The organism is Pedobacter sp. R-06, assembly GCF_049913135.1.
Classification (GTDB): Bacteria; Bacteroidota; Bacteroidia; order Sphingobacteriales; family Sphingobacteriaceae; genus Pedobacter.
In genome coordinates this window covers 996,784-1,014,450 of sequence record NZ_CP183977.1, presented here as the reverse complement: position 1 = coordinate 1,014,450, position 17,667 = coordinate 996,784, and the positions used below count along the sequence as shown (strand labels likewise).

Genomic DNA, 17,667 nt, shown 5'->3' with positions numbered 1-17,667 from the left:
TTCGAAATTTTGGACAAAGCGATGCCTGAAGACAAAAAGTAAAATTTTTGATCATGGAATGTGGTTTAAGATTGATTAATATTAATTCTTAACGCAACTTATCTTGCATAAGAATGATTAGTTTTTGTTTGCTTGTTTGTTATATCCCTTGGTTAGAGGTTCTTTGGTTATTTTAATTACTATTTGTTTTCTTGTTGGTTGACAAGATTCTTTTTGCTCGTAATACTAAAATAAAATATCGGCTAGTTATGATTTGTTAATGCAAGGTATATATTAAGAAAGTTGTTTTTTATTTTTTCTTAACGCAAACGTTTGCTTAAAAAATGCGCAGTAAACAAAGCCATAAATAGCGATACACATTAAAGAGCGGTATTAATCAACTAATTTTTATAATTTTTATAAACGATATTTTGATAACGAATAACTGTTAAGGAAAAAGCTTTAAATAACAGTTTGATTGGTTACTAAAATCAGGCTTAACGATTCATATCCAGGTTCGCCTATCCCCAGAAATGCCATACAGTTTTCGTGAATTTTGTAACTCTAAAAAGACATTTAACAAATTAAGCGCAAACGTTTGTTTTTTTATAAAAAACGAGCCCCAACACCCCATTAGGCAATTTTTTCTTTAAAAGCTATTAAATAAAATATACTATTTTTAAGTAATTTCTGTTCTTAATCAGCAAAACACCAACATAATAAGCTACTTAAAAAAACTGCTGTTTATAATCTTGAAAAACAATAAATAAATCGTTTTATCAGCTGTATTTTTTTGTAGAAACAATACTAATCGATTTTATAAATCAAGCTTTTTCTTAGCTACAGCATTAGTGTCATCAAAAAATACATGAAATAATGTTTAAGCAGAAAATTTATTAAGTAATCCTATTCTCTCCCAAAACACGCTTTAACACCGCTTCTGATGCTGCTTCACAGAAATCGATCCCGGAATAATCGGGGTTGTATCCCCCAATGTACGGAACGGCCATGATGTAAATTCTTTCATTCACCTGCCCCGCTTCGTTAACCACCTGAAAATGATCGTTAATGGTAATACCAGGCACAGTTAAAAAGTAAGTATTGCCTTTCCTTGTCACTAAATCATTTTGCTTCATTTCTTCTTTTCCGTTCTCAGCAGACTGGAACTGCAACATGGCCGGACTAACCGTTCCATTCTTGATTAAACTTTTAAACGGAAAATCATCGAAAGAAAGATGCGGCTGTCCAACGCAATCGATAAAGGTATCGAAATGAACGGTTATCTTTTGATTATCTACCTTATAATGATAATCTGCTCCACCCGTTTTTAACGGTTCAACTTCAGCATCATCACCTACTGCAACAATGCTTAACACACCCGCTTCGTGCAGTGCCAATAATTCTCTGCACGAGCTTTGGGGTACAAATGCAATTACAATCGAAATTAAGGGCATCAATACTTTTTGAAGCCGCTCCATATCTTCTGCAGAAAGGTATTTGGCTGGATAGTTCATGGCAAAACTTAAAACAGCCAGGGCTTCTTTCCAATAAATAGATTTCCGCTTTTCTATAGATTTTTCTGCTTCATCATACTCTTTTTTAAAAAGATCAAAAGGTTCCATTTTTTCCCTGAAGCTCATCATGGTTTCAACAAATTCTTCCAGGTTCATGTCTTTGATCTGTTCATAAAATGCAGGGGCTTTTTTAATAAACATTTCCTTGAAATTCTTTTCAAATACAAAGTCCAGGGGTAAAAAACCTCCGTTATTGGCTATACTCTCCTGAATTTCAGCTTTGCTGAGCGTTTCTTCCTTTCCTAAATGCGAATCTTCCAGATGAAAGCGAATAGCAGGTAATAAGCCACTACGCGAATGCATTACAACTTTAAATCCCTCGCTATCTAAATGATAAGTGTATGTTCCATCTTCATTGTCTGTAAACTTTCCATTTTGCCTGGCCAGCGTTCTTAAGGCATCAATCGCCGTTAATGATGAACCCATAATGCCAACAGCGTGGTTAAGTTTTAACGATATTTTTTTAGGTGGGTATGGAGAATCGAAATAACCGGGAATCCTGCCCTCATATTTTTTAGGCCAATTATGCCCGGTACAGATAATAACCTGATCGAAATAAAGTTTATCATGGTTTTGAACACATACGGCTACTTTATTGTTATCAGGAACATCAATAATATCTTCCACAATGCAATTTAAGTGGACATTTGTTTTAATTCCTTTTTTAGCCGCAGCTTTTTTCAGGAGATTAAACTGGGCCGATAGGTATTCGCCGAAAAACAGTCGGGGCAACACTTTGTATTCGTTAAATTTCTCTTCACTGATGTTAAACTTTTTTAAAACAGCTTTAGGTGCTATTTTTACCCAATCTTCTATAGAATTAAAAATGATCGGAATTTCATTGTCTGATACATTTGTGATATGTTCTACATTAGCCCCTTCTGTACTGTATGGCATACCAGCACCCAAATAATCTTTACGTTCGAAGATATCTATTTCAAAGTTGGTGACTTTAGCTTCTGTTAATCTTTTATACATGAAAAGACCACTGGGTCCACCGCCTATAATAGCGATTTTCTTTTTTGCTTTTTTAATATCCATTTATCGCTGCATTTATTTGTGCACCTTAATTCATCAGATCATATAATCCTAAAAAGACGAAATTGTTTTGCTTTTTGCCACAGAAACACGGAATAATTGCCCTAGTTGTTATCCTGAGAAATAATTTATTTTATAAGGGCAATATAAATGATGTTTGTAATGCTTTTAGGTTTTGGAAATGAATGTCAGTATTCCAGGGGGTGTGGTAGTCCCGCTATTCGTTCCAGCCGATGAAGAATCGGCATTACTGCTATCGGGTTTATATTGAAAGGTTTGTACTGCATAATCACCAGCTTTGTGTTCTCCGCGCCTTTCTACTTGTGTTCTCTGTGGTTAAAACAAGATGTAAAATCACAAACCAATTCTGATTAACGCTGTTAAAAGAAAAGGCAAGCAATTAAATATGGATACACAACAACCAAAATTATATATGCTTTTATTGGGATCGAAAGCACCGAAAAGAAATGTAGAACAACACGATTATTTCTTCGGCATCGCCCACTCGCTTAAGGCGCTTGTTCCCGAAATTAAAGCATTTTGGCCCGAAGCAGGAGCCAGTATCCATATTGATGGCTGGCGGGAAGTGACTAAGGTGGGTAATTATGAAATTAACATTAAATTAAGAGATGGTTCTACAGCTCTTTCTACCGACAAACTATTTTTTATTAACCTTGGTGGCTACCAATCGAACCAACTATACGAACAACATTATATTGTTTTATCTGTGCATAGTGAACGGGCTAAGGCGATACAGGAGGCAAAGAAAACGGCATTCTTTAAAACCAATTCGATAAAAGGCGCCAATGCCCACATTGATGAAAAGTATGGCATTGATGTAGATGACATTTATAAAATTGAAGATATTTTAAGCGAAGAATCGAAACAAAAATACCATATCGAAATAAAAACATCTTCAGGCGATTTACCTGAAGATGAAATTCATTTGGGTTATCTTAAACTAGATAAACTTTAATAGCATTATTTTTTCGACAGTTTTTTTAACCATGCCACTATATCAGCAGCTGCTTTATCATTTTCGAAACCCATTTCTTTTGGTAAACGTCCGTTAACATATTCGTCATACAACCACGGGTCGGCGATGGCAATTACTGTTCCTTTACCATATTTAGCCGAAGCAATAACTGTTGCATTTGCTGCATTTTTCAAAACTGGTTTTGCACCGTTTTTGGTTTCAATAGCGCACACATCTTTCATAAATATTTTTTGCGCTGTTTTAAATACAGGATTGTTTTTCGTTGAAATAGCACCATCTTCAAAATGGTTATCATCAATAACATGATTTTGCATTTCATTGCTAAAGTGCATACCAAATACATTGGCTAATTTATTAAAGTGAGGCAGTTCTACATTTGCGCTATCGTTGGCAAACATCACCAATACGCCACCTTGTTTAACCCATGCAGAAATTTCATTGATATCTGCTGCCTGTATATAATTTGGTTTTGGATTTTCTTTTGGTCGATCGGGATCTACAATTAGATATACATCAGTTCCTTTTAGTTTGGCTGCAGTAGGAGCTGTTTCTAAAGAATCTAACTTAAAGCCTTGTTTCTTAAAGATGTTTCCTAAGATAAAGAAATTTCCATAATCGCTTTTGCCCCATAAATAATGAAAACGCTCTATCTCTCCGGCCTTATTTTTTCGGGTTTCGCGATTAAAAAAATAATCTAAAGTAACAGTTTGTGCACTCGCCAGAACAGATGTGCAAATTAAAATAGAAAGTATGCAAACTCTAAAAAGCATTTTCATAAATATATCGGGTTAAATTGTAAATATCAATAACCCAAAAGTATAAAATTTAACTATAATCAAATTGCTATAATCAATCGTTATGGCATAATTAACTACAAAACTTACTCCGGATCAAACTAAATTGATTTACCACAACAATATTCAATTTAATGTTTTAGAGCCAATGCAGATGATCGTGCTCTCCATCGTTTTTTTTCTTGTTTACTTTAAGACGTTTTTTGTACAAAGCCACTATAAAGAAAGCAATTATCAGAAAGGTAGCGCCTATCTGCGCTATGTTTTCTAAATCGAGATTCAACATATCGTTTGTTTGATAGGTTTAACTGTTAATTTACCCTTATCTGTTCTCCTTTCGCCGTTATGGCCACCGGGCTACTCGCCATAAATCCCTGAGGAATCTTAGGCTCTATCCAGGTAGATTTGGGCGGCAAAAACTCACCCTTTTCTGCAGCAGTAATAAATGCATCGGCTGTCATCGGAAAAAGAGAAAAACCAATAGACGTTTCATCATGATTCAGCGCTGCAAGAAATTGAGACCATTTGCAATCCGGAAAGCATGTTAGCCTTTCGTCTTCCTTTGGTTTATTGATACCCAGTACAGCCGATAGGATTTTATCTTGTAAAATCACCGTATCCGGCACTTCTGACAATGCAATTGAAGTTTTATTTAAATCCAGTTGATACCATTCGCCTTTAACACAAAGGCCTAACCTATTCTTCTGATCAGGTTTATAAGCTTTGTTATTGGGAATTTTTGAGATATAATAATACGTTTTCAGTTTTTCCATCAGCAGCGGATAAGAAATATCTACACCCGAAACCACTCTATGAAAGGCACCTATCGAAATTACATCGGCAGAAACAAATAGCGAACTGATCTGCTGAGGTATGCTTTTCTGCAGCGAACAGGCTGCTTCCAAACGATGATGACCATCGGCAAGGTAAACCGTATGAAGTTTCATAAACGCTTCAACAAATTTTTCAATAACATCTTCTTCCAATACCTGATAAAGAAAATGTCCCATCTGCGACCATTCGCTGGTTAAAGGTTTACGCGTACGCACCACAAAATCAATAAGCGCATCTAAAGTTTTATCTTTTTTATGAACCAATAAGATTGGCGATTTTTGTGTCGCTTTATTCTTACGGTCTATTTTAAGCGATTCTACTTTCGACGATACTGTTTCTTCGTGTCTTTTAATTGCATTTACAGGTGTTTGAGAAAGATCGGTAGCCGCCCAAATCCCCCTCATTACACCAAATTCGCTGCGGAACTCGTAAACATAAATAGCAGGCCGATCATCCAAAGGACATCCGAATAGATTAAGCAGGTCTTCAAAAGAAAGCTGCTCATTTTTATGCACCTTACCGTTTACCTGATCAGAAATCATCAGATCAAAGATGTCTTTACCTGGCTGTAATGCCTTTAATGGAGAAATTTTTATCATCGTTTAACGGATTGTTCGAGTTCGAGAACTGTTTTATCGCTGTATATTTTTTCGAAACTGGCCATCGCACTTACCAATACTTCAACACTCGATAATGGGAGCGCGTTGTAAAGTGAAGCCCTAAATCCGCCAACTGTTCTGTAACCTTTTATGCCTACAATTCCTTGATCTGCCGCAAATTTTAAAAACTCGGTTTCTACATCTTTATTAATGGCCAGGAAGGTAACATTCATTCTGGAACGATGCTCAACATCGGCCGTACCATAAAAAAGCGGATTCCGATCTATTTCGGTATATAATAATTTTGCCTTTTCTATATTTCTTTGTTCTATTCCATTAACACCACCCTGATCTTTCAGCCACAATAAATTAAGCATGGCCACATAAATAGAAAAAACCGGTGGTGTATTGTACATGCTCATATTATCGCGGAATACCCGATAATCCAACATTGATGGGATTTCTTTTTTTGCCTGGTTAAGAAATTCATTTTTTGCAATAACCAGGGTCATCCCAGCTGGCCCCATATTCTTTTGGGCACCAGCATAAATAAGGTCAAAATCAGTGATGTTAATTTTTCTGGAAAAAATATCCGATGACATATCACATATCAACGGCGCACCGGCAGTAGAGAAATCGAATATTTCTGTCCCCTCAATCGTATTATTTGAAGTACAATGCAGGTACGCAGCTTGCTTATTATTATTAAACTCAACTGGGATATAAGCATAATCTCTATCTTTCGAAGAAGCAACTAGCTCTACTTCGCCAAATAATTTGGCCTCTTTAATGGCTTTTTGAGCAAAATACCCGGTATCAAGATAAGCAGCTTTTTTCCCTTCACTCAAAAAATTCATTGGAACCATAGCAAATTGAGTACTGGCCCCACCCTGTAAAAAAAGTACTGAATAATGATCGGGAACAGACAATAACTCGCGGACCAAAAGCTGGGTTTTAAGTACCACATCTTCAAATTCTGGTGATCGATGAGAAACTTCCAAAATAGATAAACCCATCCCTCCCCAATTGATTACGGCTTGGGCAGCTTGTTCTATTACAGACGACGGCAGTATGCATGGGCCGGCACCAAAATTGTGTTTTTTATGCATGAGAAAAATAATATTCGGTTAAATTAATTACAGCGTAAAGATCAGTAGTTAAGCAAATTATACCGCAACAACTTATTTTTTTGATAAAAATTATTTTTTATCAAACCCTAAACATCCTAAAAATTTGGTTTAGCACATCAGGAAAATAAGCTAACAGAATATAATTTTTATTTGTACTGCTTGATTTTTACCATTATTGTAATATATACACTAAGTATGTTTTTAAATAACAACAATAAATTATATAAATATACCTTATTTTAACTATTTTTAGGCTATACAAAAGCGAACAAAAAAGAAACAATTATACACTAAGTATTTACATGCAACCTCAAAAAGTTGATCAGACTGATATCGAAATCCTAAATCTTTTACAACGTGATGGATTATTAACCTATAAAGAAGTTTCGGGAAAGCTTAGAAAAAGCATGACCCATATTGTAGATCGCATTAAAAAACTGCGGTCGAATGGCTACATCAAATCAACAGTTGCCATTGTAGACATCGATAAACTGAGGTCGCATTTTATAGCCTTTCCGCACATTCAGCTTACCACGCATTCAGAAGATATTGTAAGGGCATTTAAGGTCGAAATGGAAAAATACCCCGAAGTGATGGAGTGTTATCACCTTACCGGTCATTTCGATTTTATGCTTAAAGTAGCCATGCCCGATATGGTTTCTTACAACAATTTCCTGAGAGATAATATAGGCGCACTGGCTTATGTTGGAAATATCCAGAGCTTTCTGGTACTAAATCAATCGAAAGCCGAAACCGCGTATGCACTGTAGGTGCATTGGTTCAATTAAGCGTAGCGGCAGATGTTACCATCTGCTGCTTCCCAGGTATAATTAATGAACCGCATACACCTGTCAGATGCTAACATCTGACAGCACGAAAAAAGTTAACTGTTGATCCCCATGGCGTAAAGTATAATATTTACCCCGAATTTGGTATTGTCTTCAGCTAAAAAACGTTTGTTCCTGAAATCGTAATCCCACTCGCAGCCATAATCTTTATTGCTGTACAGTACCCCTATCCTATTGTTAATGGTAATCGCTTTCAGGTAATCGTGCACCAAATCATCACCCCAACCGTTTAACTCGAAAGAAGTAGTTGGCGGTCCTTTCTCAAACTTAAAAAAAGAACTATAAATGCCATGGTTATTAGGGATTTTTTTCAAAGCCTGCGGGCCAAATAAATTGCTCATCTGCGTTTCGAACGAGCGGGCAAATAAACCATCAATATCATGGTTGCAATCATCTACAAAAACGAAACCTCCGTTATGTACATAGGTTTTAAAATTTACGGCTTCTTGCTGACTAAATTGAACCAGTTTATGCCCACTTAAATAACAGAAAGGATATTTAAACAAATCGCGGCTGCTTAATTCTACAATTTTCTCTTCTTCATCTAAGGGGATAGTGGTATACTCCAGCAGAGAATTTAACAGATTGGATGGCATACGCTGATCGGTATCCCAATCGCCTGAATTATATTTTAACCTCGCAAATGTAAATTTAGCTCTTTGCATCACCCTAAAATTACCTTCATTTTTTATTAATCCACCTTTTTACCCTAATTATCGTGTAAATTTTTTGATATTCTTTCTATTAGGCTAAAAATTATGCACCAATATGCCCTATATTGAAGCACAATATCGTTATACTAAAAAAATCAACCGTTTTGGAGCGTTCAGAAAGCAACCTAAAAATATTGATCGATAAGATCTCCCTTTTAAAAAGCGAAATACAAAAAGTAATTGTGGGTCAGGATGTGATCATCGAAGAAATGCTGATCGCTTTAATGGCCGGCGGACATTGTTTACTGGAAGGTGTACCGGGCTTAGCGAAAACTTTAATGGTAAGAACGATGTCTCAGGCTTTAGATCTTTCTTTTAGAAGAATCCAGTTTACACCCGATTTAATGCCTACCGATATTGTGGGCACCGAAATACTGGAAGAAGACCATGTAACGGGAAAACGTTTTTTTAAATTTAACAAAGGCCCTTTGTTTGCCAACATTATCCTGGCCGATGAGGTAAACAGAACGCCTCCCAAAACCCAATCGGCTTTGTTAGAGGCCATGCAGGAATTTGAAGTAACTTATGGCGGACAAACTTACCCTTTAGATCGGCCATTTTTTATTCTGGCTACACAAAACCCAATTGAGCAGGCCGGAACCTACCCCCTGCCAGAAGCACAATTAGACCGTTTTCTTTTGTACATCAAAATCGGTTACCCAACGGCAACCGAAGAAACGCAGATTTTAAGCAGTACAACGGGTAGTAAAAAAGCGGTAATCAACCCGATTATTGGCGCTGAAGAAATTGCAGCACTGCAAGCCATTACCCGCGAAGTAAGTATCAGCAATGATTTAATTACTTATGTAAGCGAGATCATCCGCGCCACCCGCCCCGATACTACAACTGTAAATTTTGTAAAAGAATGGGTACGCTGGGGCGCTGGTCCGCGGGCAGGGCAAGCCTTAATATTAACAGCAAAAGCAAGAGCTTTATTTAAAGGCAGGTACGCTGTAATTATGGAAGATTTACAGGCCATGGCTTATCCTGTACTTCGCCACAGGGTATTGATGAATTTTAAGGCAGAAGCCGAAAATGTTTCGTCGGATAAAGTTACCGACGAACTGATCAAAGCCATTTCGAAACCAAAAGCCAATATTTAATGAGTAAACTGCTCGATCCGAAAGTATTGATGGCCATTAAAGACCTTTCATTATCGGCTAAAATGACGATAGATGGTTTTATGAACGGCATTAATAAAAGTACCGTAAAGGGTCCGGGATTGGAGTTTAGTCAATACAGAAGTTATCAACCCGGCGACGATCTGCGATCGCTCGATTGGAAAATGTTTGCCCGCTCCGACCGTTATTATATCCGCGAATCGGAGGTGGAAACGAATATTGCCGTGCGCATATTAATAGATGCAAGTGCTTCGATGAACCATAGTGATGGCGATTTTACCAAAATTGATTATGCAAAATATCTTGGTGCATCTTTAGCTTACCTCGCCAATTTACAAGGTGATGCGATTGGTTTGTATGTGTTGAAAAATTCAGGGATTTTTTCCATGAGCCCAAAGCAGGATTATCAGCATCTGGCCAGGCTATTTTATCAGTTGGAGCAGATTAATCCTGATGGAAGATTTACCAAACCCATTCATTATAAAGAACTATTTGCAGGTGCCCAAAAACGCGAACTATTAATTTTCGTTACCGATCTTTATCAAACAGATGATGAAATCATCAAGTTATTGGATACACTGAATACTTTAAGGCACGAGATCGTGGTTTTTCATGTGTTATCAAGAAATGAACTGGATCTTGATTTTAAGGGTTATAGCACTTTTGAAGATCTGGAAACCGGAGAAACCGTTCAGATTGATCAGGAAAAAGCCAGACAGGACTATAAAAATAAACTCAATACTTATTTAGAGGAGGCAAGAGTTAAAATGCTCGACAGAAGAATTTTCTACAGAACCATTTGTACCGATGAACCTTTAGACCAGACTTTGAGGGATTTTTTAAAACAGAGGAGTAAACTTAGAATTTAAACAGTGCATTTTTTATATCCCATAGGTTTACTGGCGCTTGCAGGCTTAATTATCCCGCTCATTATCCATTTATGGAACGTTAAGCAAGGCAAAACGGTTAAGATTGGCAGCATTGCATTGCTAGGCGAAAGTTCAAGGGCAAGTTCGAAAAGCTTTAAAATTAACGATTGGCTTTTATTGGTTTTGCGTTGTTTGCTTTTGGTACTGCTGGCATTTCTGTTGGCACAACCTTATCTTAAAAAAATAATCTCGGGCAAAAATAAAACCGGATGGATTTTGGTTGATAAAGCAATGCTTCTACAGGTTTTTAAAACGCATAATAAAACAATAGATTCATTAATAAAACAGGGCTACGAAATCCACGATTTTAATATTGGTTTCGCAAAATTAACAGTGAAAGATACCGCTGCCAATAAAATAAAGCCAGCAAACACCGTAAGTTACACTTCCTTACTCAGTGAGTCTAGCCATCATATTCCGGCAGGTGCTACCGTTTATCTTTTTGCAGATCATCGCTTAAACCGTTTTGGTAATGAACTGCCAACCCTTAACTATAAATTGAATTGGATACCCTTAAACCAAACTGATACCTTAAGCAGTTGGATTGCCGGATATGCCGGAAAGAAATATGAAGCAAAGTCTAACCCTTCAAACACCACTTATCAGGCTTTAAATTCGGCTGACGAATCGCCAATAGATATCACAATACATGAGGCTTCGGGAATTACAGATGGCAAATATCTCATTGCGGCCTTAAAAGCCATCGGCAGTTTTACGAACCGAAAAATCATTATCAATCCACCGACGGGGAAAGCTGATATTGGTTTTTGGTTATCAGATGATGCGGTTACGGCAAGCTTTAAATCTTCCATTGCGCCTAACGGAGCCTTATTTCAATATGAAAAAGGGAAAGTAATTACCGTACCATCATTTATTAACCTGGATGGTCGTCATATTAAATTGAGTAAAAGAATTGCCTCAACCAGTCAAGCCGAAAAAATATGGACCGATGGTTTTGGAAATGCAATATTGACAAATGATAAGGCTAATGCCTTACATATCTTTCACTTTTACAGCCGTTTTAACCCGCAATGGAACGAACTGGTTTGGGATGGCTTATTTGTAAAAGCATTGATGCCGATTGTGATCAGAGCGGAAGAATCAACAGAATTTGGTTTTGAAGACAACCCTGCCGATCAGCGGAGATTATCAGTTCAGCAAAAAGAAGTTACCGAGATTACTAAAACTGAAGCCACAAACACTACGCAAAACGAGTCGCTTGGAATTACATTCTGGATAGCAGCTTTATTGATTTTTACCACCGAACGTATTTTATCATTCAGAAAAAAACCTAATTATGTTAAAAGCTGAAGGACAAAATTGGATCAGTAACCTAAGGAAAAAGTGGATTAGCTTTTATCTGATCAGCACCGTTGCAATTGCTTTGGCCATTGCTTTGGTTTTATCGGTTATTGGCGTTTACCTGCTACATTTTTCTCCATGGCTTCTTGCAGTTATTTTCCCTGTTATTCTGGGCATCTTCTTATTCGTAAAACCTATTTGGAAAACCACCGATCAGGATATTTCGCGTTTTGTAAACAACCAATATCCTGAACTGGAAGAGAGTGCCGATCTCCTACTGCAAAATCAGGCTGAATTATCGATGTTGCAGCAATTGCAGCGTAGCAAAATCGAAAATATAATCCCCAATCTGTCGCAGCCAAAAGAACCTGTAAAGAAATTATATTTAGCCTTGGTATTATTGCTTGCCGCTTTATTGATCAGTTTTGGAATAACCAAAATCCCTCAGGCCAAAAAAGACGGTCTATCTATTCAGGAATCTAAAACATCTGTTCCTAAGATCAAAGAAAATATTCCGGCAGAAATTTCCGATTTCAGTGCCACCATCATTCCGCCAGCCTATACCGGAAAAGGAGAACGCAAACAAAAACAGTTTACAATTGCTGCCGAAACAGGTGCCAGAATAAACTGGAAAATCGAAACGAACATTGGTATTAAAAAACTGAAAATCATCTTTAACGACAATGAAATTGTTCCGTTAAAACCTGTAAACGCCACACATACGCAATGGATCTATAGCCAAACAATCAACAAATCAGGCTTTTATCAATTGGAGCTGGACGGTAAAAAATCAGATCTCTACCAGATCGAGATCATTCCTGATTTACCGGTTACAATTAAAATTACACAACCCAAACAGCACACCACTATTGATATCGGTCAGCCCCAAAAGATTAACCTGAATGTAGCACTTACAGATGACTATGGCATCAACGACGCCTATATATCGGCAACAATGGCCAGTGGTAAAGGTGAAGGTGTGAGTTTTACCGAGAAAAAACTATTGTTTAATACCAGGTTTGACAACAAAAAGAACCTCACGCTAAGTAAACTGATTGACTTAAAAGGCCTTGGCATGAAACCAGGAGATGAACTTTATTTTTTCATCAAAGCGATGGATAACCATGGTCAATCGAGTCGTTCGGATGTTTATTTTGTTTCGATTGTAGATACTACAGAATTAATGAGTTTAGCAGGAATGACCAATGGCGTTAACCTGGTTCCTGAATATTTTAGGAGCGAAAGACAGATCATTATCGACACCGAAAAACTGTTGAAAGCACAATCGACATTGCCTCTTGCAACTTTTAAAGCCCGAAGCAACGATCTGGGTATCGACCAGAAGCTGTTGCGGTTGCGTTACGGACAGTTTTTGGGAGAAGAAAATGAAACTGAAATCGGCGGTGATCATGATGACCACGATGAGCATGCGGAACATAAGGGTGGAGATGAGAAGTTTGGTGATGTGAGCACCATTATGGACAAATATGCGCACAAACATGATATCGCAGAAGATGCCACCTTCTTCGAACCAGAAATGAAAGCACAGCTAAAGGCCGTTTTAACTGAAATGTGGAATGCAGAACTCCGTTTAAGAACCTATAAACCCCAGGAAGCATTACCCTACGAATATAAAGCGCTCAGATTACTGAAAGATCTACAACAGAAATCGCGGGCGTATGTAGCCAAAACCACCGTAAAAACGGCAGCGTTAAAACCCGAGAAACGTTTAAGTGGTGAGCTGGATAAAATTACGCAGCCTGTGCAAAAAATGTCCTTCGAGCAAAAAGAAAAAAGAACAGCCTCGCTAAAAATAGCGCTTGCACTATTAGAAAGCAGAAAAACAGATAAAAAATTCAGTGATCAAGATCGCTTTTTACTAAGCGAAACAGAAAAATATATGATTGGTGCCGCGGCCGACAATCCTTCAACCTATTTAAGTGCGTTAACCAGTTTAAGAAAGCTAAGTACAGGAAATAAATTGATGCTTAAAGAGATCGATCTGGTTCAACAGGCTATCCAAAAAATGATCAATACCGAAGCAGCAAAACCGCAGACACAAAGTGCTAGCCCAGCCTCGGCCTTGTACCAAAACTATTTTAATAACCTCAACAAAACCGGCAAATAGATATGGAATTTAAATACATCGCTATTCTAGTAGGGTTATTATTGATGGCCTTTTTGCTCTACAAAGAGGTAAACCGAACAAATCGAGCTAGACTAATATGGCGAATTTTAGCGAATATCGTTGCCGTGGGCTGTTTTATTCTTTTAATTGTACCGATCAGCTATGAAACGCATGTACAACAAAATGCAGATGAAGTTATTTTACTCACCGACGGCACAAACCCCGATTCTGTTGCAAAACTAAAGGGGAAAAAATATGCGCTCTCCTTGACCGGTTTAAAAAATACGAAGGCTATAAACATTCCAGATCTCTCCTATTTTTTAAAATCGAATCCCAATATCCGGAAACTGAATATTTATGGTTATGGTTTAAATACAGCCGAATTGGAGCGGATCAAAGGGTACCAGATTACCTTTCATCCTTCGGCAAATCCTGGAGGGATCATTTCTGCCAACTGGCCAGCCAAATTAAAAACCAGCGAACCGCTTCAGGTTCAGGGAACTTATCAAAACTCAGGTAGCGAAACGGTTAAACTTCTGCTCAAAGGTTTAGGTAAAACAGTAGATTCAATCTCGATCGAGGCAAAATCGAATAAATCCTTTTCATTTAAAACAAATCCAAAACAAACAGGAAAAGCCATTTACGAATTAATTGCGCTCCAGAAAAAGGATACGCTGGCTAAAGAACCTGTTCCGGTACAAGTGGGCGACCAAACACCGATGAAAGTGCTGATTTTAGCTTCTTTTCCCGACTTTGAATATAAATTTTTAAAAAACTGGCTGTATGAAAATCAATATCCATTGGCTTTCAGAAGTCAGATCAGTAAAAATAAATTTGCTTTCGATTTCCTTAACATAGATAGCATAAACCTTAATCAGATCAATACATCATCCTTAAAAAAATTCGATATCCTGATTATTGATGAAGAAGAATTAGCCGCTATTGACCCCAACGAAAGGTCATCAATAGCGCTCGCAGTTAATAACGGAATGGGATTACTGATTAGAGTTGCGAATGTAAAAGCCTCGACCACACTCAGTGGTAAATTTAGCCGTTTTGAATCTCCTGTTTTAAAAGGCAACCCATTAAATTTAATCGTGATGGAAGATCATCACAAATTTAATCCCTTACCACTTGAACAAGCTGTATTTTTAAGGGTTAATCAAACTGATCAGTCCATTGTTGCCGATGCCAGCGGTAAAACAGTTGTCAATAGCAGCATCAGCGGTTATGGCAAAGTATTAGTCTCTACACTTTCCGCCACCTATAATTGGCTACTTTCAGGGCAAAAAACTGATTATGCAACCTATTGGTCTAAACTTTTGGCCAATGCCGCGAGAAAAAGAAATGATATTCAGTCTGTAAACATCATTCCTCAATTCCCCGTTATTCACCAAAAAACGAGGATTATTGCAGATCTGGCAGCATCAGACAGGGCCCCACAATTAAAAATCGATAGTATTTTACTTAGTCCACGGCAAAACATGGAGCTTCCTTTCCAGTGGGATGCTTTCTACTGGCCTGAAAAATCAGGCTGGACTAATTTAGAAGTAAATCAAGCCGTTGAGCCAGTATATATTTACAAAAAAACCGATTGGAATGCACTCAAAAACCAACAAAAGCTTGATGGAACCCATCAGTTTATCAAAAACCTGAATACTACGGAAGCCAAAAACAAGTTAACAGATACCATTCTAGAGGAAGAAGTATCACTTTGGTGGTTTTTTGCAGGGTTTCTGCTTGCTGCTGCCTTTTTATGGTACGAATCAAGGATATTGGCTTTTTAAAATCGATTCGTCATCTCGACTGAAGCAAAGCGAAATGGAGAGATCTAATAATAAAACCTCTCAAAACAGATTTCTCCATTTCGCTACTGATGAAAAATCAGCAGCTTCAGTCGAAATGACGAAATTAACTTTACTAAAAACACCTTTTCACAAAAAACAGCTCCTTTTTCAGCTTTGAAACTAAAATGTTATAATCGATTTCCAGTTTTAGCCTCATAATTGGCTATATTGAAAGCGTAAACTAACTAAATTCAAACAATTGAAAAGAAAAGACTTCCTCTACTTATCCGGAATGGGTATGGGTGCCCTGCTCCTTCCCGACCTTTCTGCATTCGGAACTCCCATAGACCCTTTACAGGCCTTAGACGGAGTTGATGTAAAAATTAAAAAGGAACTGGCTGATGTTGCACTAAATGCGGCAAAATCAAAAGGTGCCACTTACGCCGATATCCGCATCGGGCGTTATTTAAACCAGTTTGTAGCCACCCGCGAAAAACGTGTTCAAGGCGTAGCCAATACCGAATCGTACGGTGTAGGTATCCGTGTTTTAGCCAATGGCTGCTGGGGTTTTGCTGCCACAAACAATGTAACCAAAGATGCCATTGCCAAAGCAGCTGAGCAAGCGGTTGCCGTTGCAAAAGCCAATGCCAAAATACAGGGCGAACCGGTTCAACTGGCTCCGCAAAAAGGTTACGGCGAGGTAAGCTGGAAAACACCAATCGAAATTAATGCCTTCGAAGTTCCGGTAAAGGAGAAAGTAGACCTGCTTTTGAATGTAAACGACGTGGCCATGCAAAATGGAGCCAATTTTGTAAATTCCGTTATTTTCGCAGTTAATGAGCAGAAATACTTCGCATCAACTGACGGGTCTTACATCGATCAGGATGTTCACCGCATTTACCCAACTTTTAATGTAACCAAAGTTGATCGCGAATCGGGTAAATTTAAAACACGTAATGCATTAAGTGCACCTTCTGGAAAGGGCTATGAATACATGCATGCCCGTCCGGAAGATAAGGTTACCGGTGTTGTAACCCGCTATAAAGGCCGTTACGATATGCTGGAAGATGTAAAAGAAGCAGCCCGTGTAGCAACAGAAAAAGTAAAGGCAAAATCGGTTGAGCCAGGTAAATACGATCTGGTTTTAGATCCTTCACACCTTTGGCTAACTATACATGAATCTGTTGGTCACCCTACAGAATTAGACCGTGTTTTAGGCTACGAAGCCAATTACGCAGGCACCAGTTTCCTTACTTTAGATAAATGGGAATCAAAAAACTTCAAATTTGGCAGTGATAAAGTAAATATTGTGGCTGATAAAACCCAGGTAGGTTCGTTAGGTGCTGTTGGCTACGATGATGAAGGCGTGAAATGCAAAAAGTGGGATCTGATCAAGAATGGGATACTCACAAGCTACCAGGCCATCCGTGATCAGGCACACATTATCGGCTTAACAGAATCAAATGGTTGCTGTTATTCGCAAGGCTGGGATGATGTTCAGTTTCAGCGTATGCCAAATGTATCGCTACAGCCAGGAAAAGAGAAACTGAGTGTTGATGATATGATCAAAAATGTTGAAAAAGGCATTTACATTATCGGCGATGGAAGTTTTTCTATCGATCAGCAACGTTACAATTTCCAGTTCGGTGGACAGATATTCTACGAAATTAAGGATGGTAAAATTGCAGGTATGCTGAACGATGTAGCCTACCAGGCCAATACGCAGGAGTTCTGGAATTCGTGTAATGCCATTTGCGATGAAAGTGATTACCGTTTAGGCGGTTCATTTAATGATGGAAAAGGGCAGCCTTCTCAAAGTAGTGCGGTATCGCATGGCAGTGCCACTACCCGGTTTAATGGAGTTAATGTTATCAATACAGCAAGAAAAATATAA

At 38.0% G+C, this 17,667-nt stretch carries 14 protein-coding genes; 8 read left to right on the top strand and 6 right to left on the bottom strand.

Annotation, left to right across the window (positions count from 1 at the left end):
• Window positions 1–875 precede the first annotated feature (875 nt).
• Window positions 876–2,594 (bottom strand): FAD/NAD(P)-binding protein, encoded by a 1,719-nt coding sequence (locus tag ACN9MR_RS04385; RefSeq protein WP_426328408.1) that lies wholly within the window; start codon window positions 2,592–2,594, stop codon window positions 876–878.
• Window positions 2,595–2,997: 403 nt separating this feature from the next.
• Between ACN9MR_RS04385 and ACN9MR_RS04380 the strand changes: the two genes are divergently transcribed.
• A complete protein-coding gene (locus ACN9MR_RS04380) occupies window positions 2,998–3,567 on the top strand; it encodes a DUF1543 domain-containing protein (protein WP_426328407.1) in 570 nt (189 codons plus the stop codon).
• A 5-nt stretch (window positions 3,568–3,572) separates the two neighbouring features.
• Here ACN9MR_RS04380 and ACN9MR_RS04375 read toward each other — a convergent pair whose 3' ends face one another.
• From ACN9MR_RS04375 to serC, 4 genes are all read right to left on the bottom strand, one after another.
• Window positions 3,573–4,364 carry a lacto-N-biose phosphorylase central domain-containing protein gene (locus tag ACN9MR_RS04375; RefSeq protein WP_426328406.1) on the bottom strand — a complete coding sequence of 264 codons (792 nt, stop codon included), beginning with the start codon at window positions 4,362–4,364 and terminating at the stop codon, window positions 3,573–3,575.
• A 157-nt stretch (window positions 4,365–4,521) separates the two neighbouring features.
• The gene (locus ACN9MR_RS04370) at window positions 4,522–4,668 is read right to left on the bottom strand and encodes a hypothetical protein (RefSeq protein ID WP_426328405.1); all 147 of its coding nucleotides are present in this window, start codon (window positions 4,666–4,668) and stop codon (window positions 4,522–4,524) included.
• Window positions 4,669–4,693: 25 nt separating this feature from the next.
• Window positions 4,694–5,815: a DUF1015 family protein gene (locus tag ACN9MR_RS04365; RefSeq protein ID WP_426328404.1), complete on the bottom strand. Its 1,122-nt coding sequence runs from the start codon at window positions 5,813–5,815 to the stop codon at window positions 4,694–4,696.
• Complete coding sequence (gene serC / locus ACN9MR_RS04360; protein WP_426328403.1) at window positions 5,812–6,924, bottom strand: 3-phosphoserine/phosphohydroxythreonine transaminase; 1,113 nt, start codon at window positions 6,922–6,924, stop codon at window positions 5,812–5,814. Before serC ends, ACN9MR_RS04365 begins: the two co-directional genes overlap by 4 nt.
• A 323-nt stretch (window positions 6,925–7,247) precedes the next feature.
• Here serC and ACN9MR_RS04355 point away from each other — a divergent pair, with 323 nt between their 5' ends.
• Window positions 7,248–7,715 carry an Lrp/AsnC family transcriptional regulator gene (locus ACN9MR_RS04355; RefSeq protein WP_426328402.1) on the top strand — a complete coding sequence of 156 codons (468 nt, stop codon included), beginning with the start codon at window positions 7,248–7,250 and terminating at the stop codon, window positions 7,713–7,715.
• Window positions 7,716–7,828: 113 nt separating this feature from the next.
• Here ACN9MR_RS04355 and ACN9MR_RS04350 read toward each other — a convergent pair whose 3' ends face one another.
• Window positions 7,829–8,458 (bottom strand): DUF4159 domain-containing protein, encoded by a 630-nt coding sequence (locus ACN9MR_RS04350; RefSeq protein ID WP_086545324.1) that lies wholly within the window; start codon window positions 8,456–8,458, stop codon window positions 7,829–7,831.
• 152 nt (window positions 8,459–8,610) lie between these two features.
• Between ACN9MR_RS04350 and ACN9MR_RS04345 the strand changes: the two genes are divergently transcribed.
• The 6 genes from ACN9MR_RS04345 to ACN9MR_RS04320 all read left to right on the top strand — a co-directional run bounded on the left by ACN9MR_RS04345 (window position 8,611) and on the right by ACN9MR_RS04320 (window position 17,667).
• Entirely contained in the window at window positions 8,611–9,609 is a 999-nt protein-coding gene (locus ACN9MR_RS04345; RefSeq protein ID WP_426328401.1) for an AAA family ATPase, read from the top strand.
• Window positions 9,609–10,496, top strand: coding sequence for a DUF58 domain-containing protein (locus tag ACN9MR_RS04340; RefSeq protein ID WP_426328400.1), 888 nt, complete (start codon window positions 9,609–9,611; stop codon window positions 10,494–10,496). Before ACN9MR_RS04345 ends, ACN9MR_RS04340 begins: the two co-directional genes overlap by 1 nt.
• A gap of 3 nt (window positions 10,497–10,499) precedes the next feature.
• Entirely contained in the window at window positions 10,500–11,867 is a 1,368-nt protein-coding gene (locus ACN9MR_RS04335; protein ID WP_426328399.1) for a BatA domain-containing protein, read from the top strand.
• Window positions 11,854–13,986: a DUF4175 family protein gene (locus ACN9MR_RS04330; RefSeq protein WP_426328398.1), complete on the top strand. Its 2,133-nt coding sequence runs from the start codon at window positions 11,854–11,856 to the stop codon at window positions 13,984–13,986. Before ACN9MR_RS04335 ends, ACN9MR_RS04330 begins: the two co-directional genes overlap by 14 nt.
• A 2-nt stretch (window positions 13,987–13,988) precedes the next feature.
• Window positions 13,989–15,773: a hypothetical protein gene (locus tag ACN9MR_RS04325; RefSeq protein ID WP_426328397.1), complete on the top strand. Its 1,785-nt coding sequence runs from the start codon at window positions 13,989–13,991 to the stop codon at window positions 15,771–15,773.
• Window positions 15,774–16,032: 259 nt separating this feature from the next.
• Window positions 16,033–17,667: a TldD/PmbA family protein gene (locus tag ACN9MR_RS04320; protein ID WP_230148029.1), complete on the top strand. Its 1,635-nt coding sequence runs from the start codon at window positions 16,033–16,035 to the stop codon at window positions 17,665–17,667.

Bases quoted from the DNA above. Each gene is read 5' to 3' on its own strand.
- ACN9MR_RS04370 (WP_426328405.1), bottom strand. From the start codon at position 4,668: ATGTTGAATCTCGATTTAGAAAACATAGCGCAGATAGGCGCTACCTTT.
- ACN9MR_RS04340 (WP_426328400.1), top strand. From the start codon at position 9,609: ATGAGTAAACTGCTCGATCCGAAAGTATTGATGGCCATTAAAGACCTT.
- serC (WP_426328403.1), bottom strand. From the start codon at position 6,924: ATGCATAAAAAACACAATTTTGGTGCCGGCCCATGCATACTGCCGTCG.
- ACN9MR_RS04375 (WP_426328406.1), bottom strand. From the start codon at position 4,364: ATGAAAATGCTTTTTAGAGTTTGCATACTTTCTATTTTAATTTGCACA.
- ACN9MR_RS04365 (WP_426328404.1), bottom strand. From the start codon at position 5,815: ATGATAAAAATTTCTCCATTAAAGGCATTACAGCCAGGTAAAGACATC.
- ACN9MR_RS04385 (WP_426328408.1), bottom strand. From the start codon at position 2,594: ATGGATATTAAAAAAGCAAAAAAGAAAATCGCTATTATAGGCGGTGGA.
- ACN9MR_RS04355 (WP_426328402.1), top strand. From the start codon at position 7,248: ATGCAACCTCAAAAAGTTGATCAGACTGATATCGAAATCCTAAATCTT.
- ACN9MR_RS04330 (WP_426328398.1), top strand. From the start codon at position 11,854: ATGTTAAAAGCTGAAGGACAAAATTGGATCAGTAACCTAAGGAAAAAG.
- ACN9MR_RS04350 (WP_086545324.1), bottom strand. From the start codon at position 8,458: ATGCAAAGAGCTAAATTTACATTTGCGAGGTTAAAATATAATTCAGGC.
- ACN9MR_RS04325 (WP_426328397.1), top strand. From the start codon at position 13,989: ATGGAATTTAAATACATCGCTATTCTAGTAGGGTTATTATTGATGGCC.
- ACN9MR_RS04380 (WP_426328407.1), top strand. From the start codon at position 2,998: ATGGATACACAACAACCAAAATTATATATGCTTTTATTGGGATCGAAA.